Origin of the sequence: Aliivibrio kagoshimensis (assembly GCF_050337105.1) — a bacterium.
Taxonomy (GTDB): Bacteria; Pseudomonadota; Gammaproteobacteria; order Enterobacterales; family Vibrionaceae; genus Aliivibrio_A; species Aliivibrio_A kagoshimensis.
The window spans coordinates 43,581-68,024 of record NZ_JAKJSQ010000003.1 but is presented as its reverse complement, the minus strand read 5'-3'; the positions used below and the strand labels follow the sequence as shown (position 1 = coordinate 68,024).

The following is a 24,444-nucleotide window of genomic DNA, read 5'->3' as shown; positions in this document are numbered from 1 at the left end:
TCAACCTATATATCTGACGGATAGACAACACCAGTCAATTTTCGAACCTCAGTTATCACTTTGGCGGTTAACAGAGATCGTGCCACTGATGTCGTATCCATTTCACCAGCTTGGATCTGCTGAGCAAAAAAAACAGCTTCATACTGCATACTGTTTTCCACTGAATCCACGGTTAACTCTTGCGTTTGTCCACCACGAGGGTTCCAATACACATTATAACACTGAGAAATATGGTTGATGGTCAAACTCCCCTCTTCGCCTTGGATCTCACTTGGCAAAATGGAGTCGGATACTTTGGAGTGGTTAATGACGGCATCAAAACCGTCATAAGACAAAATAACACTGCCTTGAGCATCAACCCCAGTATCCAGCAGTGAAGCTGAGGCTTGAATACGCTGAGGTTCTCCAAACAGCGCGATGGAAGATGCAATACAATAATACCCGATGTCCATCACGGAGCCATTTGAAAACGACGGATTAAACGTGTTTGGGTTCTCCCCGTTTAGATACTTTTGATATCGAGAAGAGTACTGACAATAACTGATGGTCGCTTTTCGAATAGTCCCTAATCGAGGTAAGTTCTGTTTAATTACGGAAAAATTAGGAAGGTAAGGCGTTTTAAAGGCTTCAAAAAGCACCACACCACTCTCGTCAGCAACACGATACATCTCTTGTACTTCAGTAAAGTTAGACCCTAAGGGCTTTTCGCAAATGACATGTTTACCTGCTTTTAGAAGCAGGATGGCTTGCTGGCAGTGCAGTGAGTTTGGGCTAGCGATATAAACCGCATCTACCTTTTCGCTCTGCGCTAATGCCGTAAGGTCATCAAAACAAATCACGGATTCATGGTGTTTTGAAAATTCAATCGCGCGGCTTAATTGACGAGAATAAACAGCAGTAAGGCGCATCAACTTACTGTTATGTGCGCCTTCAACAAAGCTTTCAGTAATCCAATTTGTTCCTATCACAGCAAAGTTAATCATGTTGTTTCCTTATTATAAAACAAAAAATGCCAGCAACTCGCCAGCATTTCTATTCATTTATTAGGTTCCGCTTATTGCAACAACTCGTGATCTTCCGGCAGCAATCGGGTTATCCATAAAATTAATTTGTGTTTCATATTAGGGCCATCTTCTTTATCAATAGCCAGAGGAGTAATTTGCTTATATTGAACCATTAAACGGTAAACGACTTCGACTTTGTCTTTTGAAGAGATTGAAGATTCTGATGCTCGATACCCTTGCTGAGTTGCAAACGCTAAGCCTAGTTGCAATGCATGTTTGAGAAGTTTCGTATCGTTTTTATTCTTCATTTGTCACCCTTTCTACTAACCGTGATGTTAGGTTTACATTAACACGAATTATTAAAGGCTAAGAGGTTTTTTTATCTGAATGAGTAAGGTAAAACGAGAAGGTATTATTGAAGGATTTAACAATGGTGCACTGTTTAGCACACCATCATTGACTAATCATTTACGATTATTTTGTTGCTGATTTAATTTTAACGTTTGATTGGTGGAACCAAAAACGTTTTCTGCCAGTTGTACGGGCCATAAATATACCACTCTATGTAAATTACAAGGGCAGCAAACTCGACCAACCTAATGGATCGAACATACATCAAGAGAAGTTGAATTTCGATCGTTGATCATTTCACTGCATACGATTTTCGCAAAACATTGCGACAACTGAAATGTTGAATTATTAAGCACAATAAAGAAGATAGGGAAACGCTAAAGACAAAAACAGTTACGAAGATGTGTTAGAGGTTGTTTCTATGATTCATTTCTTTTCATTAATAACTCTGTATTTCAGAGTGACCAAGATAATAGCACTTCACAATTAAAAGTACAGAGAAATTCATGTTTTTTTATAAAACAATATGTTGTGACCAAATTGTCTTACACTTATTATAATTCTTTGATGTTATCAAGTATGGTATATATTTAAATACAATAATGAACTCAGTAGATTAAAGATATTTTCCATACTTGGAGGAATAAAGCCGTTGATGAGTAATAGAACTACCAGTGAAAAAGTCATTCGTCATCTGTATGAGATCACAAACAGTTTCAAACAAGGTTTTGATTACCAAATAGATGAATTACTAAGAATGGGCCTTGAAAGGCTCAATTTAGATATTGGTATTCTTTCCAATATCAAAGGTTCAACCTATACAGTCAATCGGTGTGTTGTACCTGAAGGTGTTGAAATGAAGCCTGGTGACCAGTTCACCTTAGAAGGAACTTACTGTAGCCTCACTTGCCAATCAAATAGCCCTATTGCGGTTGAACATGTTGGGGAAGATATTAGGTACAAGCATCACCCAGCCTACGAGTCGTTTGGTTTAGAGTCCTACATTGGGATCCCTATTTACTGCCATGATGAGTTTTATGGCACTCTCAACTTTTCAAGTGCAGAGCCTTACGATCGTCAGTTTTCTCAAGCCGATATAGATGTCTTAGAGTTAATGGCTTCATGGATTGGTGTAGAGCTCGCCCGTAGAAAACAAGAGCAGACTTTAGAAGAATTAAACCAAAAACTAAAACACCAAGCCCTACATGACAGTTTAACCAATATTGCTAATAGACGTGGCATGTTTAAACATCTTAATAAAGATCTCAATCGCCTTATCCGAAATGATGGATATGGTTATATTGCCATTATAGATATCGACTTTTTTAAACGAATTAACGACACTTATGGTCATCAAGTAGGTGACGATGTATTAGCTGAGATTGGAAATTGCTTAAAACTATCAATTCGAAATTATGATTTTGTCGCCCGTTTAGGCGGAGAGGAGTTTCTACTATGGTTACCCGATACGGGTGTGGGACAAGAGCACGCAGTGATTAAGCGTATCATTGACAATATTGCCCAGATAGAAATCACCGATGAACCCATTACGGTATCCATTGGTGCTTGTTCTTTCTCATTTAAAAATCAATCCAGTGTTCAAACCAATCCGATGGTCAATGAGCTTATCTCTACCGCAGATGAAGCACTATACAGCGCGAAAGAGAGCGGTAGAAACTGTGTCAAAGTCGTTCAGGTTAGCTACTAAATATCCTTTAGCATCTGCTCTTCAAACTGAACTTCAGATAGTGTTAAGTGATTATTCACTATCTGATTTTCTAGCTTTTCAAGCTCTTTCTCTGTCGAAGACAAGGTCATCGTATTATTGTCTAATTGGTATACCTGCTTTAAAGATTTATAATAGAAAACCAACACAATCAATGCATTAATATCATTAAGTTCTGCTTTTTCCTTCACTTTAGACAGCTTTCTATAAATTTTATTCTGCAGTTGTTTTAAACGCCAAACATAATAGATATCCGCCATGAAGGGGCTCTCTTTTATTCGATTCAATACACTCACACAGAGCACCAATGCAAATACAACTCCCATCAGATTAAGATGAAAATTACCTGTGGACTCAGAACTATCAACAGGCTCGGCACCAAACAGGGCAATTAAGAGTGTACCGAATAACAGAGCGAGAATGGATAGACTGGCGACAAATGACACAATAACTCTGTTTATCCGTGATCTATAAACCGACTTTTCAACCTCTTTCATTTTCATGATGTAATCGTTCCTAAATACCTATGTAACGCTATTCTAACTTACCTAGCTTAATGTAGCGACAATATGGCATAGTTAACGTATACCGTTAATTTGGATGCTTTTTATGACTACTTCCCATTGCTCTTCATCTTCTTTACTGCCTCTTCTTATGCAACAAAGAGAAGCCTATGAACAGACCCCCTACCCGACACTATCCTCTCGGTTAACGAAACTACAGCAATTGAAATCAGCGATTATCGCTAATCAGGATCAACTGGTTGAAGCTTTACATCTGGATTATGGGCAACGCTCTTTCCATGACTCGATGATTTCTGACATTATGCCTTGTATAAACAGTATCAACTATACCGTCAAACAACTTAAAAAGTGGATGAAGCCTAGCCGTCGCCATGCCGGTCTCCTACTAATGCCAGCCAAAGTAAGCGTTTATTATCAACCTCTTGGTGTTGTCGGCATTATTGTTCCTTGGAACTTCCCGATCATACTCTCTATTGGCCCTCTCATCACCGCATTGGCTGCTGGCAACCGTGCAATGCTGAAACTTTCTGAGTTTACTCCGCATACAAACGTAGTGATCAAAATGGTGTTAACGTCAATCTTTGATGAAACGGAAGTAATAGCGGTTGAAGGGGAAGCAAACGTAGCCGCAGAGTTCTCTTCCCTATCTTTTGACCACCTATTGTTCACAGGTTCGACTTCTGTTGGGAAGTTGGTTATGAAAGCCGCTGCTGATAACTTGACGCCCGTTACCCTTGAGCTAGGTGGAAAATCGCCAGTCATTATTGATGACGAAATCGCACTAGATACTGCCGTTGAGCGTTTAATTTATGGCAAATGTTTAAATTCAGGCCAGATATGCATCGCACCAGATTACGTGTTACTGCCTCACCACAAAATAGAGGCTTTTGTTCACGCCTATAAACAAAAATTTTCAGCTATGTATGGTTCCGTAACAGACAATGCCGATTACAGTGCCATCATTAATACCCGTCAATTTGATCGTCTATCGACACTGCTTAGTGATGCTCAAAATAAGGGCGCAACGATCATTTCAGCGAATAGCGAACAAACAGATAACTCCAGTCGAAAAATGCCTACTCAGTTGGTCTGCGATGTCGACGATAGCATGCTATTAATGCAGGATGAGATATTTGGCCCTGTTTTACCTATCGTAGGTTACGACACACTGGATGATGCTATTGAGTATGTAAATCGCCGGCCACGCCCACTGGCATTATACATCATGAGTTTTGACTCAAAGGTACAGCAAAAAATCATCCATACCACCCACTCTGGCGGTATCTGTATTAATGACTCGATATTACACATTGCCGCTGATGATGCTCCATTTGGTGGTATTGGACCATCAGGTATGGGGCACTATCATGGCAAAGAGGGCTTTTTAACCTTAAGTCATGCCAAAACCGTCCTGACACGTGGAAAAATAAATACCGGTAAAATCATTCACCCTCCATACCATCGATTTCACCAGTGGTTCCTAAGATTCTTTGTCCGATAAAGTCAATCACATATACGCCAAATGTGCATATAAGTAATTGCAAACGTTCCATATTACGAACTCTTTGCAAACAAAAAACTGGGGGATATTCGACTCACAACTGTTGAAATAATAACTATTTATTCATCACCTCACCCTTAGGTTTATAAAATTAAATATGCCAATCCGTTCTTTTGAAAGTTGTTGAGTTCACAGATATACACTATCTTTTTGATATAAAAACAATATTTTCTAGGGGATGTTTATGGCTATGACTAGAGCCCCAGTTCGTTGGCAGGACACGATTCAACTTCGCTTCACCCTTGGCATGATGTTTTTTTTCATCACCATGATAATTACCATCATTTTAGTGATTCACCTTATCGCTAAGGATATCTTGATTGAGAATAATCGATCTCTTATTCGAGAGTCTGGCGATCATATCGTTACTGAGTTATCCAGACAGTTAAGCGTCGCTGAAACCTTAACTCGCTCTTTAGCTCGAGTCGGTAAAAATTTGCCTAAAGACCCTAGTTTGATGAGAAATATCATTCCTGAAATGCTCAATTTAAGCGGGTATCAAAGCTTTATTGCGGGCGGTGGTATCTGGCCAGAGCCTGGATTATATGTCGAAGGTGTTGAACGTCGTAGTTTTTTTTGGGGCCGGGACAAACAAGGCAAGTTGAAGTACTTTGATCAATACAATCACCCCGACGGTAATGGTTACCATAACGAAGAGTGGTATGTTCCAGCCAGATACAGTCGTCAGGGTCAATGTGTCTGGTCAAAATCGTACACAGATCCCTATTCATTTGAACCCATGGCCACCTGTACCGTTGCCATGTTCGATGAGTTCACTTTTCAGGGCAACGCAACGTTAGACATTAAACTCAGTGGTCTTGATCGCTACTTAAAAAAAGCCAGTGCTTCCCTTGGCGGCTACGCCTTTGCCGTTGACCGTAATAATACATTTCTTTCATATCCAGATAAAAAAATGAGCAAAATGTTTGTCAGAGGGGAGAATAATACCCAAATAGAGAATTTCATCACTGCAGAAGAGTTGGCTAAGCGGAGTCCTGAATTCAAACCATTCAATAACATATTGCAAGAAATAAACCAGAATATTGTCTCTCTTACCTCCGAAACTGAAAAACAATTTTCAAAACAGTTGGCAGATGAGAGCTATCAAATATCTCTAAGCGAAGCCTCTCTCATAGCCGCTAATATGTCATCACTGCCTAACAGTACTGTTCTGGTTCCAAGCCAAATATCTCAAGTCTTATTTCAAAATGACCTCATTTTACATGAACCCGTTTTAGTCTCGGTATTTCTAATGCCTGAAACCTTATGGAAGGTCATAATTGTCTCACCACAGCGAATGGCAACCGACAGCGCCCAAGATGTGATTAACCTACTGATTTTCTCATTGGTCACTATGATGTGTATTAGTGGCGGCATTGGTTTTCTCTTTTTCCGCAGCCGATTAATCAAACCTATGTACACCGTTGTCTCTCAGCTGCAACAGTATCGTTCAAATAACTCGACGACTGAAAATAAATTGCTGGATGACAGCCGCCCCGATGAGTTTGGTCTGTTAGCGTTTCACTTCAATCAATCCACGATTGAAATCAGCCAAAACAATCGTGATTTACAGCGCCAAATAAAGGAAAAAAAACAGGTCGAGTGCCAACTTCGCTACCTTGCCCTGCATGATCCGTTAACTGGATTGCCCAATAGAACACTGTTTCAAGATAGGCTGCAACAAGCGGTCAGTATGGCTAAGCGTGGACAGCATAAGTTTGCCGTCTGTTTCATGGATCTTGATAACTTCAAAATGATAAATGACACGCTGGGGCATGAAGTGGGTGATGAACTACTCAAACGTGTTTCACAACGTATCACCCAAGTCGAGAGAGAAGTCGATACCGTTGCGCGTTTAGGTGGCGATGAGTTTGCCCTGATCATCAATAAAATCACTTGCAATGATGATGTTGTCAATATATCTCAACGTATTATGGAGAGCATTCACCAACCAATAAAGATCGACAGCAATGATATTCAAATTGGTACCAGCATTGGTATCACCATCTACCCTGATGACGCCCTTGATGCGAAGAAACTGCTACGAAATGCCGATATAGCTATGTATCAAGCGAAAGAGGATGGTCGCAATATTACCCGATTCTTTGTCGGCGAAATGAATACGCTACTACAGAACCGAAAACAGATCCAAATCGATCTGCAATCTTCAATCGCCAATAATGATTTTGAACTCTACTATCAACCCATTTTTGATATAAAAACCATGGAGCTCATTAGTTTTGAAGCCCTCATTCGTTGGCACCATCCAGAAAGAGGAATGATACCACCGGATCAATTTATCCCGATTGCCGAACAGAGTGGGCTTATCAATGAGTTAGGTACTTGGGTATTAAATGAAACTTGTCGTCAGATAAAAATCTTTAACCAAAATGGAATATTCCCATCACGTATTGCTGTGAATATTTCCCCAGTGCAGTTTAGACGAGCGAATTTCTTGGAAGAGACTTTAGATATCTTAAACACTCAAGGAGTAGCCAGTAACCTAATTGAACTTGAGATCACTGAAGGAATGGTCATGCACGATGTTAATCAAGCAACAGTAACGATGCAAAATCTCTCAGATGCGGGCTTCTCACTCTCAATTGATGATTTTGGTACGGGTTACTCATCACTCAGCTACCTTAAACGTTTCCCGATTAAAAAAGTAAAAATTGACCGCAGTTTTATTACTGACCTAGAAACTGATACCGATAATCGAGCCATCACCATTGCCATTATTCAAATGGGGCACTCTCTTGGCTTAAATGTATTAGCCGAAGGGGTAGAAAGTAAAGCTCAGCTCTCTTTTTTAGAGCAACAACAGTGCGACCTCGTTCAGGGTTATTATAGTGGGAAACCGATGCCTGCTTCTAAAGTCATTCAGAGATTTTCACCCGCAAGCGATCAAGGTTTTACACCATTGGAGCCTGATGGCTACTCTTACTGACTAAACAGTAGTAAGAGTTAATAGGCGTACTGGTCCAGTGATGAGGTCTCGATCAACGTGATCAGTTGATGCAACGATGAGGTAGTTGAATCGATTAATTGAGAGTTATAAAACAGGGTTGGAATGTTACCATTTGGGTCTAACCACGCTTGATAATTGACCAATACTCGACCTGAATCGAGCTGTTGTAGCGTCCAAGTTGATTTTGCTTCAGTCACTCGAACATATTGCCCATTTATTGGGTATCTTTTAGGGCACGCCGTCACTTGAATTCGGATGGTTTTAGGGGAAAAGTAAGTGTCCACGCAAGTGATTATCTCTCTATTTGTCAGAGGCCATGGGCTGTTGATGACTGAACGTATAAGAAACTGATTATTTGAGTACATTTCCAACGTTTCAATATCATCAAGATAGTCAAACCATTGTGTGGTTAATTCCAGATCAGAGACCACTCGAAAAACTAATTGCAGTGGCTGTTCAGTGGTAAATTGAGCTTCTACCTGATTGTAGTCGCTTTGTGGGTACTGATTGAGTTCAATAGTAAAGTCAGCATCTTGCCACCGTTTATCGGCTTGTTCTTGCTGAACGGAAGAACAGCCCACCGCACTCAATAGCCATACAACAACGGCTAAGCCTCGCACAATATTCACTCTATGCTCACTCACACATCACCCATTAAATATTATGAAACAGCAGCTCAACTCTGAACGTTATACTTGCTTCTGACTCTCTAGCAAGTTCCTCTTCTTTACTCCAATTATAGGCGGGAGTAATTTCGTAAAACAGCCATTTTCTTAAGTAGTTATGACGATAACTCACTGAAAGATGGGTATTATCGATATAGTGCTCCGGGCGATTCGTGCCAGACAAGCTAGCTCGGTAACTCAAGGCTTGTTTTGGTGAGATATAGTGATAGAAGGTAAAACCAGATCCTATTTTCCAACCTTTAATATCATCTTCATAAGTAGCAAAGTTTGCCCACCTCAACAGATATTTTTTGCTAAATGAGTGGTCAATATCAATTTGAGTGGATTCACCGGTCACTTTCTTCTTTTGATATACCTTTTGAGTCACACGTGCACTCGTTTGGGACGTAAGTGGATAAGTATACTGATATCGAGCTGCAATGCTCGGTCGCAGACTCGCTTTAATATTAAAACTGCTCCTTCCTTTCGCATACCAATCATATCGTAGACCGAAATCATTTTCCCCATCTTCAATACTTGAGGGAAATAGATCAAGCAGAGAGTCTTCATCATCAGGTTCAAACACCACTTTTAATTTTTTAGTGACTTTTGGTAGATGAAAACGCGCTTTGAACTTAGTCGTATATTGATAGCCCTCCCTCTCAACCCAAGCAAAATCATTACTCCAACGAACAATAGTCCCTGCTCTAGCATCCTCTTGAACGCGATCATCCACAAAAAAGCTATCAAACCAAATCGCGGGCTGACAGAATTTGGTATTTAGATAATGAAAAGCTTGATCCAGCCTTCCTGTTTCATCGGATTGGCTATTACAGACATCACTTTCAGCTGATTCAGCCAATGATAAAGGTGAGATAAAAACCAGCAGAAAGGAGAAATTTTTAATGATTGGTAACATCCTGTCACTCTTGATTGTATTAACAATATGAATAGTATCACTGAATGAATTCACTGGCTGATATTTATAAAAAGTGGCTACAGTTTGGCATCCTTTTCAAAACAGAATTCAATAATTATGGGCCAACATACGTGATAGCGATCCATCTCCTCCCAGTAAGAGCAGGCACTATAAAGATCCCCTTCTAAATCTGATTGGAAACTAGCATGGCGCTGCTGATAATGCTCTATTGTTTTAAGTTGTTGAACAAAGTTAATGAGTTTACTTGACTCACAACGCCTACCTTCAACGTCTAAAGCAATACAGGTCATCTCAGAGAGCAAACCTCGAATGGCTTGTGGGGCGTTACCTTCAGGTGCGATAAAGTAGAACTTATCCATACGATTAACTAAACCTCTTTTCTAGTAAGACATCTGGTAAGTATAAAGCCAAATACCCTGTTCGCTTTTCGTCACTGTCACATTGCCCTTTGTAACTGGAATATACGAAGATTCAATCGGTGTGATGATCAATCCTTTTTCTTGAGTACTGTTTTTAAATAGCACTACCATGCAGTTGGCTTGCGAGGTATAAATACGAATGGGGTTGAGCAATTGCAGTTGCTCTATCTCTTTGCATGATTTTCTACACTCAAAAAGATCTTGCTGTAACGCTTTTACATTCACCCTATAGATGTAACGATAATCAACAGGAGAATAAATGACAAGACTCAATGTGCTCAAATTGGTCTACCTTGGCCACTCACCTCAACTGGGGCATCATTTTGATATCTTCGTCGATAACCAGCAGTTATTAACGTTATTGAGTGACTTTGAGCATCAATATGACCCGATCATTAATGGCGCCTATGTATCGGCAATCAATCAACAGGCACTGAACAGTAATTTGACTTCTTGGGGGGCAATATTCGCGCTGTTTGTGTGTAACTGTGGCGATATTGACTGTTGGCAATGTACGGTCAATATTGAGTGTTACAACGATATCGTCTGTTGGCATAACTGGGATAACCCTAGCAGAGATTGGGACTACCGCCTTTTTCCAGCACTTAGCTTTGATAGACCCCAATACCTTCATGAGTGTGAACAAGCCTTGGCCTTCCTTAACAAACCCAACCCTGTAGAGAGATAATCGGTTTAAATAGCCCCATCACATATTCTCATTTCGCTCTTCAATACATTCTGGTGAGGCCATTTCAAACTCACGACATAAAAAAGGTCTCACTTCGTAGATTGAACACATCAAGGTATCCCGATCTAATGCCGCGCACCATCCATCCTCTGATCGCTGCATCACCTCTCCTCCCCACTCATCAATGGCGATAAAATTTTCAGGTACACCAGTCTCTGTAATTAAGATCACTTCAAGGCGGCAGCAGCAAGCCTCACAGTTAGAGCACGTGATTTCAGGTTCGGTGATTGTGGTGACTTCAATATTCATGGTTAGCAGTATGATGGTGGACTCGTGGCTATTCTAACACTGAGTTGGATATTGTCTTCCTTCTATTGCTGTTTTTTGACATTATAAACAGATACCAAGCCCTGAGGTTTCTACGTGCAATATTTAAAGATTAAAGAGACAATTTTAGAGCAAATTGAGGCTGGATTACTGATCGCGGGTCAGAAATTGCCTTCAGAACGTTCACTTTCTGAAACCTTTGACACCACAAGAGTCACATTACGAGAAGCTCTCTCTCTGCTTGAAGCCGAAGCTAAAGTATTTCGCGAAGACCGACGAGGTTGGTTTATCTCACCCGACCCTTTGAAATATGATCCTTCAACCACTACAAACTTTGATACGCTGGCCACCAACCAAGGTCGTGTAGGCCGTTCGGAGTTGATCAGTGCGAAGTTGATCCCCGCTGACCGTCAAGCGATCACCCTACTTAACGTGCCCGCACTCTCAAACATCATCAATATTCAACGAGTGAGATATCTCGATGGAAGGCCTGTAGCATTTGTTTCAACGCTAATACGCCCCGAAAAAATGCCCAAGTTATTACACCATGATGTGACAACTTCTTTAACCGATACCTATAAACATCACTACGGTATTATCTACTCAACAACCCGCTATAGAATGAGTTCTACTTCACTACTAGGCTCAACGGCTCAGCATTTACGCGCAACCACGGGAACACCTGCTATGCTCATTGAACGTTTGAATATGGATCAAAATGGACAGATAATCGATTGCCAGCTTGAATTTTGGCGCCACGATGCCATCTGTATCGAATCCAACATTGAACTGAAACTCGATTAAATACTTATCGCTTTAGACAAATCATATTCCCTAAAGAGGTCACTGTGCGCCAACTCTGGTATCTACTCGCTCTACTGCTCGCCATCTTTCTATTGTGGGACTTCCCCCTATTTTACCCGCTCAAGATTTTAGTAGTTTTTTTCCATGAATCGAGTCATGCCCTAGCAACTCTACTTACCGGAGGATCGGTGAAAGAGATGGTCATTCAACCTCAAGCCGGGGGACACGTTATCTCCTTGGGTGGAAACCGTGCCATCACTCTTACCGCAGGTTATCTTGGTTCTCTCCTATGGGGAGTTTGCATCTACTTACTGGCCATCACCAGTAATCGGGATAGAGGTATTATGATGAGCTTAGGTGGTGTACTCATCGTAATCACTCTTATCTATATCAGTAACTCTTTTGCGTTCTTTTTTGGTTTAATCACAGGCGCAGTAATGATAGCGAGTGGCAAATGGTTAAGTATGAAAATCAATGACTTTATTCTACGAGTCATAGGCTTAACCAGCATGATGTATGTTCCACTAGACATATATAGTGATACCATTTTGCGTTCTCACCTTCGCTCAGATGCCAGAATGTTTGCAGAAGAGTTCGGAGGAGCAACCGTTATTTGGGGGACAATTTGGATTGCTATTAGTCTGTTGGTTATTTACAGGTGTCTCAAATGGAGCCTAAAGCGACAATAAACATTTAGTTGCAATTGAGAATCATTTTTGTTTAGATCTAGAGAAGTTATTCAATAGGACTTCGAAGATGGATTTACAACAGAGTTGGACCAAGTTTTTGCATGGCGAACAGCTAATGGACAGTGGGCACTGGCAACAAGCCTGCTGTATTTTCCAAGAGGTAATCACTGAACTTCCTATCCATTTTGAAGTGGCAGCTCAAAGTGACGAGGTTAAGCCTTGTCAGTTACACTGCATCTTGAAAGGATTCTCAGATTCAGCCATCTACCAATCTGAGATATTAAATAAGTTTGGTCGCCAATCTCTAGCCTATGACGCTCTAAATACGGCTTATGGTCACTGTCAATTTTGGAAATATAACTCCGATTTTCAACACATACTGTGCGCCCTTAATAACAACGCCAACCACCTATTCCAGCACATCGAACAGCTCTGTCAAGCGCAGCTCAACGTATCGTCACCTGAAACCCTCTGGAAAAACCGACTATACGATGCTCAGCAAGCCCATAAAAACTTCAATTTGATGCACACCGTTCACCACTATCCTGGCAGCCAACGATCAAGTCATATGGCCAGTTAATCCAATTACCCTACACGGAAGTCAATTATCATGTCACATCACGACGCACCACTTTTAGATGTCTCTAACCTTAATGTCAGCTTTACCACTAATGATGGAATTGTCGATGCGGTAAAACAGGTTAACTTTCAACTGTTCAAATCCGAAACACTTGCCATTGTGGGTGAGTCCGGTTCCGGTAAGTCTGTCTCTACCAATGCGATTATGCGCTTATTGCCTGATAATTCGATCGTTAACCCACAAGCCAAAATCAGTTTCGAAGGGCAATCCATTTTGGATCTTAGTGAAAAACAGATGCAGTCTATACGTGGTGATCGTATAGGGATGATTTTTCAAGAACCAATGACCTCTTTGAATCCATTTATGCGGGTCGGTCAGCAAGTTGCAGAAGCCATTCTTTGCCACCAGAAAATCACTAAGTCTAATGCAAAAAAAAGGGTTCTGGAGCTTTTTAACCTTGTTCACCTCCCGCAGATCGAAGCGGCTTACAGTAAGTTCCCTCACGAGTTTTCGGGCGGTCAGCTGCAACGGATTATGATAGCCATGGCACTGATTAACGAGCCTGACATATTAATCGCCGATGAACCTACCACTGCATTAGATGTGACTGTTCAAGCTGAAGTGCTCAATTTAATTAAGGAGATACAACAGAAAATGGGCATGGCCATTTTATTCATTACTCATGATCTCGGAGTGGTAAAACATCTTGCAGACCGAGTCATTGTAATGAAAAAAGGAGAGATTGTTGAAATCGGTGAAGGTGAAGCACTCTTCGCCAACCCTCAGCATGAATACACAAAAATGCTGATTAACTCCGTACCTCGCGGCAGCAAATTACCCACTCCAGAGTCTGCTCCCACACTGGTTGATGCTAAGGATGTATGGGTTCGTTATCTCATTAAAAGCAGTTTCTTTGGTCACAAACATGAGTATTTCGATGCAGTCAAAGGGATCAGCTTAACCTTAAAACAGGGAGAAACCTTAGGTATCGTTGGAGAATCTGGCTCAGGAAAATCAACCCTTGGACGGGCCATTATGGGCTTGTTACCTTCTGACGGCGAAATTCGAATTAAGAACCAACAAATCAGCACCTTGTCTGAGAAAGAGAAACGATCCTTAAAACGAGATATTCAAATGGTTTTCCAAGACCCATACGGATCGCTCTCACCTCGCATGACTGTCGGTGAGATCATCTCAGAGGGGTTAACCGTTCACTACCCTAAAATGAAAGCACCTGAACGTTTGAAAAGAGCTCGTATCGCCTTAGAAGAGGTGCGTCTTGAACCCAGTGCTATCAATCGTTATCCCCATGAATTTTCAGGCGGTCAACGACAACGTATTGCCATTGCTCGTGCTTTGATTTTAGAACCCTCATTTATCTTACTGGATGAGCCAACTTCTGCCCTAGATCGCTCGGTTCAACTTACGGTCATTGATCTGCTAAAAGATATTCAGCAACGACGAAATATCGGTTACCTGTTTATCAGTCATGATTTAAGTGTAGTGAAAGCACTCTCTGACAGGGTAATGGTGATGCAAGATGGCGAAGTGGTTGAACAAGGGAGTGCTGAACAGATCTTCCATCACCCGAAAAACGGCTACACCAAAAAATTAATTGCTGCCTCTTTTGAATTAGACGAGGATGCTGCTTAATGAATCACAATGAGTGGCCATAAAGGTCGCTCATTTTTATCGTTTAATCACTCGGTGTTGAATCAACTCTGCCCAACGCTCAATAATCTCCTCCACGACCCAATGCAATACCTTGCCTTTATTGGAACTTCGCCAACCAATATAAAATTGCGTCTTTCTCGGTTTATAATCCATTTTTAATTCGACCAACTCACCGCTCTCTAACAGATGTTTTACTCGATATTTGGGCACATTGCCCACCCCGACTCCATGACAGTGCGCCTCGATTTTGTCAGACATCGTTGGCACTCGAATAATTGTCTGGCTGATAGGCAGCCCAACATTAAGGTGCGCTAAATTCTTCGCGCTATCTCTAGCAATTACTGAGCGGAACTGCTGTAATTGTTCAAAAGCAATTGGGGCATCAAGTTGAGTCGCAGGATGAGTGGCAGCCGCAACCATAATGCTTTCTACCTCGATCAGAGGCTGCGCAGTGATCCCTTTGTTCGATGGAGGTAAATCCGGGGCGCCGATCACCAAATCAACACTGCCTTCGATCAACGAATCCCAACAACCGGCCAGCACTTCTTCAAAAATATTGAATTCAATATCCGCGTAAACTTGATAAAAGTCATTCAGCACCGGATACACTGACGACACAGGAAAAAAAGTCTCTACGGCAATGTTTAATCTAGGTTCCCAGCCACTGTCTACTCTTTTTGCACTTTCGGCGAGTGCTGTGGTTGCTTCTAAAATCCGACGTCCTTCATTCAAAATCTCAAGACCGGCTGGGGTTAATAGTGAACGCCTTCCATCACGTTTAAACAATGTGATGCCTAAATCTTGTTCTAACTTTTGAACGGTATAGGTGATTGCAGAAGGCACACGATAGAGTTCAGCTGCCGCGGATGCAAAACTGCCCTTTCTATCGATTGCATCAATCACCTCTAATGATTCGATGGTGATAACTTGTCTCATATTCGTCCCTCCTCGGTGGTATTTTAATTATTCATATATATTGAACAATAACATCATTTTTTTCTGATTTTTATTCAATTTAACCTCGCTACACTTAACGTATTCAAATAATTAAGGTGACGTTATGACTGCATTGAATTTGGTAAGAAGTATTTCAGATGTTTTTACCGCTCGTGATAGCCACGATGGCGATGGCGTAAAGTTAAAACGCGTCTTCTCGTTTCAGCCACACACCACTTCAGCGTCTCTAGACCCTTTTTTGTTGCTTGATGAGTTCTCCTCTGATAATCCCAATGATTATATTGGCGGATTCCCCGAGCACCCTCACCGCGGTTTTGAAACGGTCACCTACATGATTGAAGGCTTAATGGAGCACAGAGATCATCTAGGGAATATTGGACGGTTAACACCGGGAAGTGTTCAATGGATGACCGCTGGAAAAGGGGTTCTTCATTCGGAGATGCCGAAACAAGAAGCTGGGCTTTTAAGAGGCCTGCAACTGTGGGTCAACTTACCCGCAGAGCGTAAAATGCAGCCCGCGGCCTATCAAGAATTCTCTGCTGAAGAGATGCCACTGACTACGTTAAACAATGGCACTTCAGTTAAGGCGATTGCAGGAAACACCGTCATTAACCAGCAGGAAATCGAAGGTGTCGTCACCCAAATTGCTACCCAAGCTCTCTATCTTGATATGGCTATCCCTATAAATCAGCAGGTTACCATCGACGTACCAGCCAGCCATACCGTGCTCACATATCTGCTCGAAGGTGAGTATCAGAGCCCAGAAGGCAAGGTCCTTCAGGCACATCAAATGGCGAAATGGAAAGATGGCGACCAGGTGACAATCACAGCGACAGAGCACGGAGCTAGGCTCATCTTTCTATCTGGTGAGCCAATTAATGAACCCGTTGTTCACTACGGGCCTTTTGTTATGAATACCTCGCGCGAGATAGATCAAGCCATCAGTGACTTTCAAAACGGCACATTAACCGATTAAGGAGAAATAAAATGGGACTTTTAATAGATGGAAAATGGGCAGATCAATGGTATGACACCAAATCTAACGATGGCAAATTCGTTCGAAGTGAAGCGCAGTTTCGCCATTGGGTAACCCATGATGGTCGTGCAGGTCCAACTGGTGATGCTGGCTTTAACGCCGAGGCTGGGCGCTATCACCTCTATGTCTCCTTGGCTTGCCCATGGGCTCACCGCACCTTACTATTCCGATCACTAAAAGGATTAGAGTCGATGATCACGATCTCAGTGGTGAATGCCTATATGGGAGAGCAAGGTTGGACATTCACCCCCGGTGACGGCGTCATTGAGGATTCCCTTTTTCACAGTAACCACCTTCATCAGATCTATACCCAAGCCGATCCCAACTACTCTGGCCGAGTGACAGTACCTGTACTTTGGGACAAAAAACGCAACACCATTGTTAGCAACGAATCTGCTGATATAATTCGAATGCTAAACAGTGCTTTTGATCATCTTGGGGCTAAAGCAGGCGATTTCTACCCAGAAGCACATCGAGAAGCGATCAATAAGGTTAATGATTATGTCTATCCAAACATCAACAATGGCGTATACCGAGCGGGCTTTGCCACCACACAAACTGCCTATAATGAGGCTGTGACCGAGCTGTTTAATGCATTAGACACTCTTGAGCAGCAGCTATCCATCAGTCGTTATTTAGTGGGTGATACCATTACCGAAGCCGATTGGCGATTTTTTACCACTTTAGTCCGTTTTGATGCCGTTTATGTCGGTCACTTCAAATGCAACCTTAAACGTATTGTCGACTACCCCAATTTATGGGGATACTTACGCGATCTTTATCAGCAAGATGGCGTAGCAAGTACCGTAGACATTGACTATACCAAAGCACACTACTACGGCAGCCATACTATGATTAACCCAACTGGGGTGATTCCTCGTGGACCAGTGATTGATTTTTTGACTCCACATCTACGAAGCTAGTGCTAACGGCTTGAAGGCGATAGCTTTCAAGCCAATAAAAAGGTAGAGTTTGGCTAAGAATATGGAGATCAACTGTTTATGCCGACCACCTTAACCACAGCAGTGAACAACCTTACCCGACTTATTCTCGCGGCCAGTTTAGCTTACCTCGGATACAGCATTATCCACATTAGCCAACAAGTCAGTAAGCTAGAGCCCATCATCAAAGAAGTGAATGATGTTCAACTGCAAATCCCACAAATATTACAACGTGTCGACAATATCACCGCTGAAATCCCGTTAATTTTAGCCCAAGTAGAGTCGGTAGTGACTCAGGTTGACCCTATCCTACAACGCGTTGATGACATCACCGAGCAAGTTCCTCTATTGCTGGAACAGATCCATGCTGTGGAACAGCAGATCACCCCGATCCTTGTTGAGAGCAAACAGATCCGAAAAGCGATTCCGCCTGTATTGAAGCAGGTCGATAGTACTAACAAATCCGTACAGCAAGTATCTAAACAAATCCCAGCCATTCTCAAAGAGAGTGCAGCCCTTCGAGCAGACACACCAAAAGTCATCGCAGAAGCACAGCTATTAGTGGATAACGTAAAAGAAGCGGGTAAAGAGGCATCAGAAGGAGTGGTATCTGGCGTATTAAGTGGCATTTTAAAAGCACCACTTTCAGTATTACCAAGTATTACCACCCTATTTTCAGGTGTCGACCTTAGTGATAAAGACCAACAATTAATGAATGAAGCGGTTCTCAGTACCCTCGTTAATAATAAGATTGGAGAAAAGAACTCTTGGTTTAATAGCAAAACGAATATAGCCGGAGAAGTCACTCTTCTACCAGCCAAACAAAATAGCTCTACCTGCCGAACATTACAGATTGAACTTAAAAAAGCACGTCGAACCATTAATAGTGAAAAAATCGAAGTGTGCCAAGATAGTAATGGAAAATGGGAAGTATAATAAAATAATCAAAGAGTTAAAATATCTGCTTATCTATCCTTTCACATCTGCGCGTGTCTCATAAATAACACATATTTTCAAATGAGATACGCACCCCAAATCATAATAAAAAAACAGAGTCATATTAGGTGACATCCCTATATCATTCATATACTAAATGACATATCCATGACATATGCCTTATTTGTATAACATATGATTCATGAAACCTGCGTTATGATAATACTAAAGGTATAAATGCATTACTTTAAATTCTCTGTATTCTCAATTCTATTATTGCTCTCGTGTTCAAAAACGACATACGCCTCAATTATGGCTCATGATGAGTGGAAAAACGCATTTAACCTTCTTAGAACCTCCAACAAAAATGAAGCGATCGCTATGCTCTCCGAGCACTACTTAACTCTTTCACCTGGTGCTGAACGTATCTTTGTTTCCATGCATTTACACGCAATCTCATCAAAAAAAGACCCCTTAAGATTTGCACCAAGTTCATACCTTCCTAATAGCTATGAAACAATCGAATCTGAAATGAGCCAAGTCATGTACTTTGAAGATCATGGCCAGAATCTCTATGCCGCCCAGCTGACCAAAAGGCAGCTCGATAAAGCCATTCGAATAAAAGACGATGACCTAGTTGCATTACTCTCGTTACAGTATTGCAAAAACAACATTGAGTTACAGCGTCACCAAGTGGCGCAGGAATATTGTGAAGATGTACTGGAATTATTACAAAGTAGTGGCAAGCACTTTCTCGATATCCGCTGGGTCTATCACCTTTTAGCCATCAGTTATCAAAAATCTGGCGAGATTGATAATGCCCTGCTGGTAAATAGAATGATTGCGAAGTATGCCTCGGTAGCCTCCGATGAATATCCGTATCACCCTAAAAGTAACCACCTCGTTAATCTTGATGATAGAAGCACTGTAGAAAATTATCTTCAACAATCTTTAGAGCATGAGATCGAACGATTAAGAGCAGAGCAGATCCAACATCTACAAACCACTGAATTAATAACCCTGCGCCAAGATGAACTCTTATACCGCTTAGCACTATCAACCTTGCTCATTTTAGTTGTTATTATCCTTGCTTCACGCTTTAGACTGAAATACATCTCAGAAAAAGATCAATTAACAGGCTTGTATAATCGAAAAACGGCTTTTGAAAAAATCTTAAAATTCAGTGCATCTACCGGAAAAACCCACACTTTAGTCCTGTTCGATTTAGACCATTTTAAGTCAATTAATGACACTTACGGCCACCCTACTGGTGATATCGCCCTCAAACATATTGCTAAAGTTCTGGGTGAGCCGATGATGAAAAATGACTTTATTGGAAGAATTGGTGGCGAGGAGTTCTTCATCTTTTTGAATGGTTGCGGTAAAGATCTTGCTCGAGAACGCGTCGAATCCTTACGAGCACGACTGGAAAAAAGTTCTTTTACTTCACATGAAGGGAAGAAACTAAAGATAACAGCCAGTTTCGCCTATATTACCTCAAACACCATTAATCATGACTTTCAAAGCGCTTATCACATTCTGGATGAGGCGTTATATCATGCTAAGCGTACCGGAAGAAACTGCGTGATTGACGCCATTAACGACCCAATCACTGCAGCTAGGACCAAAGATCGCCCTATTGAACACACATTAGTCGCCGAGGTGGAATAATATCTGCTCTACCTAAAACTACTTTTTGCTTTGGTGGTAATCCATTATCGTTGTCCGATACAGTGCCAATAACGTCTCTGAATCGACAGCCACACCCACTTGCTGTGAACGGCGCTCGGCCCAGTCATCAATTGGGAACTTCTGTTGTTCGAATTTTTGCAGTGTTAACCCTTCTGCCGGACCATCAGTCACCACTCTGACCGGGCCATTACGGGTCGTAAATAGCTCAGGGTTAATCACGTACGCAATGGCCGATGGATCATGAACATGACACCCTTCATAACCTAACCGATTAGCATAAAACCTGAGATAGTAGCGGCTAACATCCCAGATAAACAAACCAGCCTCTCCGGCCTTATCTTTCAAATCATCGAGATAACTCGCCGTAAACACACTTTGCTGAGTTACATCAAGGCCAATAATCACCACGGGCCAATCTGCGCCAAACACAATATCCGCCGCATGAGGATCATCGTGAATATTAGCTTCAGCATACGGAGTTACATTCCCACGGTGACCATTCTCACCAAATGCACCGCCCATCACCACCACCTGTTTCACTAATGATGTTATCGAAGGATCAGCTTGCAACGCCAACGCCAGATTAGTCAGTGGCCCAATGGCAACCAACGTGATCTCCCCTGGATTCGCATGAATCGTATCAATCATGTATTGAAATGCAGGACGCGGGTCTACAATAGCGTGTTTTGGTTCTGGCACATTCAAATCACCAAAACCAGATTCTCCGTGTACAAATACTGTTGGCCCAACAGGCGGTCGAACCAATGGCTTGTCCGTTCCCATAGCAACATCATACTTGCAATCGAACTTCTCTTTCAAATAGAGCGCATTGCGCGTGCCGTTTGCAATGGTGGCGTTGCCATATACCGTCGTCAATGCCACAAGAGTGATATCCGGACTGGTCTCGGCAAACAAAATCGCCATCGCATCATCAATACCCGGATCCGTGTCTAAAATAATCTTATTGGTCATTGGCTGGCTACCCTGTTAAACGATAGGAATGAGAATGAAAGATTATAACGCTATTCCTTCAACGTTCAGTGAGGGACATCCACAAACGCCCCCAAAAACACCAAATGATGAGAGTAAACTCCTTGTAAGGACAGACACCTCAAACACTAAGAACATCATGTGTCTGTCCCTTCAAATTATGCCTTCAAATTAATAATTACTAGTAACCGAACGGTTCAATTTCTGAAACAACCAACCCAGAGCCATGAGAGATGCCCCTAACCCTAAAAAGCTAATGGCACGCCAGAATCCGTCCAGTGTTCGCACATCCCATAGGAATACTTTCAGGGCTACACAGGCCAAAACGATAAGGCCAATGCGCTGTACCGTTAGAGCTTTTCGGGTTACGCCGCCCCACGTCAGTACCCCGCCAACAACCAAACCTGCTACCGAGTAACTGAACAGTTCAGCCATACTGGTTGGCACCCTCATTGTCATCGACACAGGTTGCCAGAACTGACGAATCGACATCCCAAGCCAAACCGCACCGAGTGTGAAACCTAACCCTGCCACTACATAGTGAGGGATGCGCAGGGTATTCCAACCCCTCACTACAGTGGCGATCAAGACCGCTGCAGGCAGCAACCAACCCAGCGTTAGCATGTTAAAAATAGGCATCGCTTCTGCGGACACATTCGATACCAACAGTGGCGACTCAAACGTATTGAGCGCGACAACTTGTAGGGAAAACGCACACCACAATAGATAGCTGTAACCTTGATACACAGATTTAAGCTTCTGCGCAAACTGGCTGCGGTAGCTGTATACCAAGCCCATCACTAAGGCTTGGTTGGCAAACACCACCATCGAGGTGAAATCAAAGTAATCTAGATAGCCATAGTCCCCCGTCAACCAGTAATTGGTTTGGGTAAATAGCACCATTAGAAACACATGCAAAAAGGCCCCTTCGAACCAATTAGCCAGCTCGCCATCCGCTCGCTGCATTATCGAACGAGCGTAAGCCAAAATCATCAACGAAGGTAAGTAACTGATCATCACCCACGCCCAATGCCCCGCCACCATCGGCTGCCAATCTGGAATAAACGGTAACAAAGTCAGACGTATCACCAATATGATCATCGCTACTTTGATGGCCCAATTCGCAGGGAGGAATAATCTATGTTGTGCTTGTAGTGCCATCATCGCCACTTGCGCCGAAATAATCGTAGTGAGCCATACATCGCTTAACCAAACCAATGAGATCCCTGCCACCATGGCGTGCACAATAGCAGAACACGCTTGCGACAAGTCTTTCAATCGTAAACCAAGGTAACCATAGCAACCTGCAACTAATGCAGTAAATAGAGTCCAAACCCATACATAACTTTCGATACACTCATGAGCGTACATCAGCATGCTTAATGTCATAACAGGTGCAAGCACCAGCAGATAAAGGCAGGTGAGCCGTGTTCGATCACCACCTTGTACTTGGCTCAAGGTTCGCCAACCGATCAGGCCGATACTCATCGCTAACGCAGTCAATATTAATGATGGGCTGTTCGTCATGGAGAAGGTATCAAGCGCAATCGAGAGCAACACTACCGATACAGAGGAGGCAACCATTGCTGGCAGAAATGGCCTCAACGACCACCCTTTCCGCAGTGCTGGGAGCCATACGATCGCTAATAAAACCGCGTACAGATACGCCAGTTCCAGTGTAGAAACCTCTTCCAACCTCTCCACAGCGGCAAACATCAACACCACCACCATCAACGAAGTAGCAATGGGAAGATGAGTCCATTTTCCTTGGCAGTGACGATAACGAAGCAACAACTGCCAGCCCAGTCTAGGCACCGCATAAATAAGGTATACAGTGAGTGAGAGGAATATGGCTAACCAAGGAAATAGGGACTCCCTTGGCATACTCTCAATCATAATCAGCATCCACAACACATGTGGTAGCGCGATACTTGGCGCTAACCATGCTCGGCGCACCCTTTGCATTAATACCGTAGCCGCCAAGGAAATTGCGCTGAAGTACCCTGCCAGTAAGAGGTAATTCGGTTCAGTTCCCCCAATCCATAATGGTGCGGTATACCCTCCCACTAAGCCAAGTATTGCCATCAAAGGCCCTTGGCGTAAAGAGAGCCCCAAACTAGAAAACGCCGCCACCGCCAAAATCAGTAACGACAAAGTCGGAGACAGCAGCTGATAAAACACAAACGCGAAAATGACTGTGCAATAAATTCCCGTTAATCCTGTACTCGTAATCGCAGCTGGAACATAAGTAAACCCTTGAGCCCGCTTCGAACGCTCTGGATCTTTCTGCTCTCTACGATGGAACCAAACCCCTGCCATCAGTGTGACAAGAGAGAGTACAAAAGCGATGGTCACGCGCACTATTGGAGAGAATTCGATATGGCTACCAATCACTTGCACCAAATAACCACCACCCACTAGCATGGCTAACGCCCCCACCCAAACCAACCAGTTCTCTTGCAAACTGGTAAGCAGTTTATTAGGTTTTCGTTCAGCGCTTAGATTAGGTTTTTGAGACGCACGAGGGGGCTCGCTACTTTTGACACTCATCGGATGAACCATCGGAGGTGCTGGAAGGCCTACCTCGGCCTGGGCCTCATGTTGACTATCCTGTTCCACAGCTGGTTGGCCAAAATCTGATAACATCAGCCTTCGCATGTCTGACAGTTCATCATGCAGCTGAGCAATCTTATCTTCAAGCTTCGAAATCCGCCCGGCCGATTTCAGTACGACTATGACCGCGATAACCGCCACAACTATTGCCAATTCATTAAACAACCGCTTTCTCCCTATCCATGGTGGTGTTTCTTACTGGGACATATATGGTCACCTCGCTAAATGCAAGGCAATGTTCTTTTTCTTAATCACTGTTGATGTCTACATATTGTCGGCCATTGTTGTGGGTAAACAGCAGTGGTTCACGGTCTTGCGACATATATCCGGCGTCTTTATGGCATTCATTTTACCGCGCC

23 protein-coding genes are annotated in these 24,444 nt (G+C 42.6%); 12 read left to right on the top strand and 11 right to left on the bottom strand.

Features of this window, described 5'->3' with window-relative positions; genetic code table 11:
* Window positions 1-5 precede the first annotated feature (5 nt).
* Together L4C32_RS01195 and L4C32_RS01190 are read right to left on the bottom strand one after the other, a co-directional pair.
* Window positions 6-983 (bottom strand): Gfo/Idh/MocA family protein, encoded by a 978-nt coding sequence (locus L4C32_RS01195; RefSeq protein ID WP_428195024.1) that lies wholly within the window; start codon window positions 981-983, stop codon window positions 6-8.
* Between the two features lie 71 nt (window positions 984-1,054).
* Window positions 1,055-1,312 (bottom strand): DUF5062 family protein, encoded by a 258-nt coding sequence (locus L4C32_RS01190; RefSeq protein WP_428195023.1) that lies wholly within the window; start codon window positions 1,310-1,312, stop codon window positions 1,055-1,057.
* A gap of 698 nt (window positions 1,313-2,010) precedes the next feature.
* Here L4C32_RS01190 and L4C32_RS01185 point away from each other — a divergent pair.
* Window positions 2,011-3,063 (top strand): sensor domain-containing diguanylate cyclase, encoded by a 1,053-nt coding sequence (locus L4C32_RS01185; RefSeq protein ID WP_428195022.1) that lies wholly within the window; start codon window positions 2,011-2,013, stop codon window positions 3,061-3,063.
* Here L4C32_RS01185 and L4C32_RS01180 read toward each other — a convergent pair.
* Window positions 3,060-3,584: a DUF3087 domain-containing protein gene (locus L4C32_RS01180; RefSeq protein WP_428195021.1), complete on the bottom strand. Its 525-nt coding sequence runs from the start codon at window positions 3,582-3,584 to the stop codon at window positions 3,060-3,062. The two genes, L4C32_RS01185 and L4C32_RS01180, sit on opposite strands and share 4 nt — an antisense overlap.
* Window positions 3,585-3,690: 106 nt before the next feature.
* Between L4C32_RS01180 and L4C32_RS01175 the strand changes: the two genes are divergently transcribed.
* Together L4C32_RS01175 and L4C32_RS01170 are read left to right on the top strand one after the other, a co-directional pair.
* Window positions 3,691-5,106, top strand: a complete 1,416-nt coding sequence (locus L4C32_RS01175) for a coniferyl aldehyde dehydrogenase (protein ID WP_428195020.1) — start codon at window positions 3,691-3,693, stop codon at window positions 5,104-5,106.
* Between the two features lie 244 nt (window positions 5,107-5,350).
* Entirely contained in the window at window positions 5,351-8,113 is a 2,763-nt protein-coding gene (locus tag L4C32_RS01170) for a bifunctional diguanylate cyclase/phosphodiesterase (RefSeq protein WP_428195019.1), read from the top strand.
* 17 nt (window positions 8,114-8,130) lie between these two features.
* Here the strand turns inward: L4C32_RS01170 and L4C32_RS01165 are convergent, their stop codons facing one another.
* The 4 genes from L4C32_RS01165 to L4C32_RS01150 all read right to left on the bottom strand — a co-directional run bounded on the left by L4C32_RS01165 (window position 8,131) and on the right by L4C32_RS01150 (window position 10,440).
* Window positions 8,131-8,778, bottom strand: coding sequence for an SRPBCC family protein (locus tag L4C32_RS01165; RefSeq protein WP_428195018.1), 648 nt, complete (start codon window positions 8,776-8,778; stop codon window positions 8,131-8,133).
* Window positions 8,779-8,788: 10 nt separating this feature from the next.
* Window positions 8,789-9,718 carry a hypothetical protein gene (locus L4C32_RS01160; RefSeq protein ID WP_428195017.1) on the bottom strand — a complete coding sequence of 310 codons (930 nt, stop codon included), beginning with the start codon at window positions 9,716-9,718 and terminating at the stop codon, window positions 8,789-8,791.
* A 77-nt stretch (window positions 9,719-9,795) separates the two neighbouring features.
* Window positions 9,796-10,098 (bottom strand): hypothetical protein, encoded by a 303-nt coding sequence (locus tag L4C32_RS01155; protein WP_428195016.1) that lies wholly within the window; start codon window positions 10,096-10,098, stop codon window positions 9,796-9,798.
* 21 nt (window positions 10,099-10,119) lie between these two features.
* Window positions 10,120-10,440 carry a hypothetical protein gene (locus tag L4C32_RS01150; RefSeq protein WP_428195015.1) on the bottom strand — a complete coding sequence of 107 codons (321 nt, stop codon included), beginning with the start codon at window positions 10,438-10,440 and terminating at the stop codon, window positions 10,120-10,122.
* Here L4C32_RS01150 and L4C32_RS01145 point away from each other — a divergent pair.
* Complete coding sequence (locus L4C32_RS01145) at window positions 10,418-10,846, top strand: hypothetical protein (RefSeq protein WP_428195014.1); 429 nt, start codon at window positions 10,418-10,420, stop codon at window positions 10,844-10,846. The genes L4C32_RS01150 and L4C32_RS01145 overlap by 23 nt on opposite strands.
* Before the next feature lie 18 nt (window positions 10,847-10,864).
* Here L4C32_RS01145 and L4C32_RS01140 read toward each other — a convergent pair whose 3' ends face one another.
* The gene (locus L4C32_RS01140) at window positions 10,865-11,155 is read right to left on the bottom strand and encodes a YkgJ family cysteine cluster protein (RefSeq protein ID WP_428195013.1); all 291 of its coding nucleotides are present in this window, start codon (window positions 11,153-11,155) and stop codon (window positions 10,865-10,867) included.
* A 114-nt stretch (window positions 11,156-11,269) separates the two neighbouring features.
* Here L4C32_RS01140 and phnR point away from each other — a divergent pair, with 114 nt between their 5' ends.
* From phnR to L4C32_RS01120, 4 genes are all read left to right on the top strand, one after another.
* On the top strand, window positions 11,270-11,977 hold the full coding sequence (gene phnR, locus L4C32_RS01135; protein WP_428195012.1) for a phosphonate utilization transcriptional regulator PhnR: 708 nt from the start codon (window positions 11,270-11,272) through the stop codon (window positions 11,975-11,977).
* 44 nt (window positions 11,978-12,021) lie between these two features.
* The gene (locus L4C32_RS01130; protein ID WP_428195011.1) at window positions 12,022-12,666 is read left to right on the top strand and encodes a M50 family metallopeptidase; all 645 of its coding nucleotides are present in this window, start codon (window positions 12,022-12,024) and stop codon (window positions 12,664-12,666) included.
* A gap of 67 nt (window positions 12,667-12,733) precedes the next feature.
* Window positions 12,734-13,246, top strand: a complete 513-nt coding sequence (locus L4C32_RS01125) for a hypothetical protein (RefSeq protein WP_428195010.1) — start codon at window positions 12,734-12,736, stop codon at window positions 13,244-13,246.
* A gap of 30 nt (window positions 13,247-13,276) precedes the next feature.
* Window positions 13,277-14,899 (top strand): ABC transporter ATP-binding protein, encoded by a 1,623-nt coding sequence (locus tag L4C32_RS01120; RefSeq protein WP_428195009.1) that lies wholly within the window; start codon window positions 13,277-13,279, stop codon window positions 14,897-14,899.
* Window positions 14,900-14,935: 36 nt separating this feature from the next.
* On the opposite strand, the gene L4C32_RS01115 is transcribed toward L4C32_RS01120, so the two are convergent.
* Entirely contained in the window at window positions 14,936-15,856 is a 921-nt protein-coding gene (locus L4C32_RS01115; RefSeq protein ID WP_428195008.1) for a LysR substrate-binding domain-containing protein, read from the bottom strand.
* Between the two features lie 124 nt (window positions 15,857-15,980).
* Here L4C32_RS01115 and L4C32_RS01110 point away from each other — a divergent pair, with 124 nt between their 5' ends.
* The 4 genes from L4C32_RS01110 (at window position 15,981) to L4C32_RS01095 (ending at window position 20,461) form a co-directional block, all read left to right on the top strand.
* A complete protein-coding gene (locus L4C32_RS01110; protein ID WP_428195007.1) occupies window positions 15,981-16,853 on the top strand; it encodes a pirin family protein in 873 nt (290 codons plus the stop codon).
* A gap of 11 nt (window positions 16,854-16,864) precedes the next feature.
* Complete coding sequence (locus L4C32_RS01105; RefSeq protein WP_428195006.1) at window positions 16,865-17,836, top strand: glutathione S-transferase family protein; 972 nt, start codon at window positions 16,865-16,867, stop codon at window positions 17,834-17,836.
* Between the two features lie 78 nt (window positions 17,837-17,914).
* Window positions 17,915-18,790, top strand: coding sequence for a hypothetical protein (locus tag L4C32_RS01100; protein WP_428195005.1), 876 nt, complete (start codon window positions 17,915-17,917; stop codon window positions 18,788-18,790).
* Between the two features lie 237 nt (window positions 18,791-19,027).
* Complete coding sequence (locus L4C32_RS01095) at window positions 19,028-20,461, top strand: GGDEF domain-containing protein (RefSeq protein WP_428195004.1); 1,434 nt, start codon at window positions 19,028-19,030, stop codon at window positions 20,459-20,461.
* A gap of 18 nt (window positions 20,462-20,479) precedes the next feature.
* Here L4C32_RS01095 and L4C32_RS01090 read toward each other — a convergent pair whose 3' ends face one another.
* Both L4C32_RS01090 and L4C32_RS01085 read right to left on the bottom strand, forming a co-directional pair.
* Window positions 20,480-21,454 (bottom strand): nucleoside hydrolase, encoded by a 975-nt coding sequence (locus L4C32_RS01090; protein ID WP_428195003.1) that lies wholly within the window; start codon window positions 21,452-21,454, stop codon window positions 20,480-20,482.
* Window positions 21,455-21,643: 189 nt separating this feature from the next.
* Window positions 21,644-24,250: a DUF2339 domain-containing protein gene (locus tag L4C32_RS01085; RefSeq protein WP_428195002.1), complete on the bottom strand. Its 2,607-nt coding sequence runs from the start codon at window positions 24,248-24,250 to the stop codon at window positions 21,644-21,646.
* Between the last annotated feature and the right edge of the window lie 194 nt (window positions 24,251-24,444).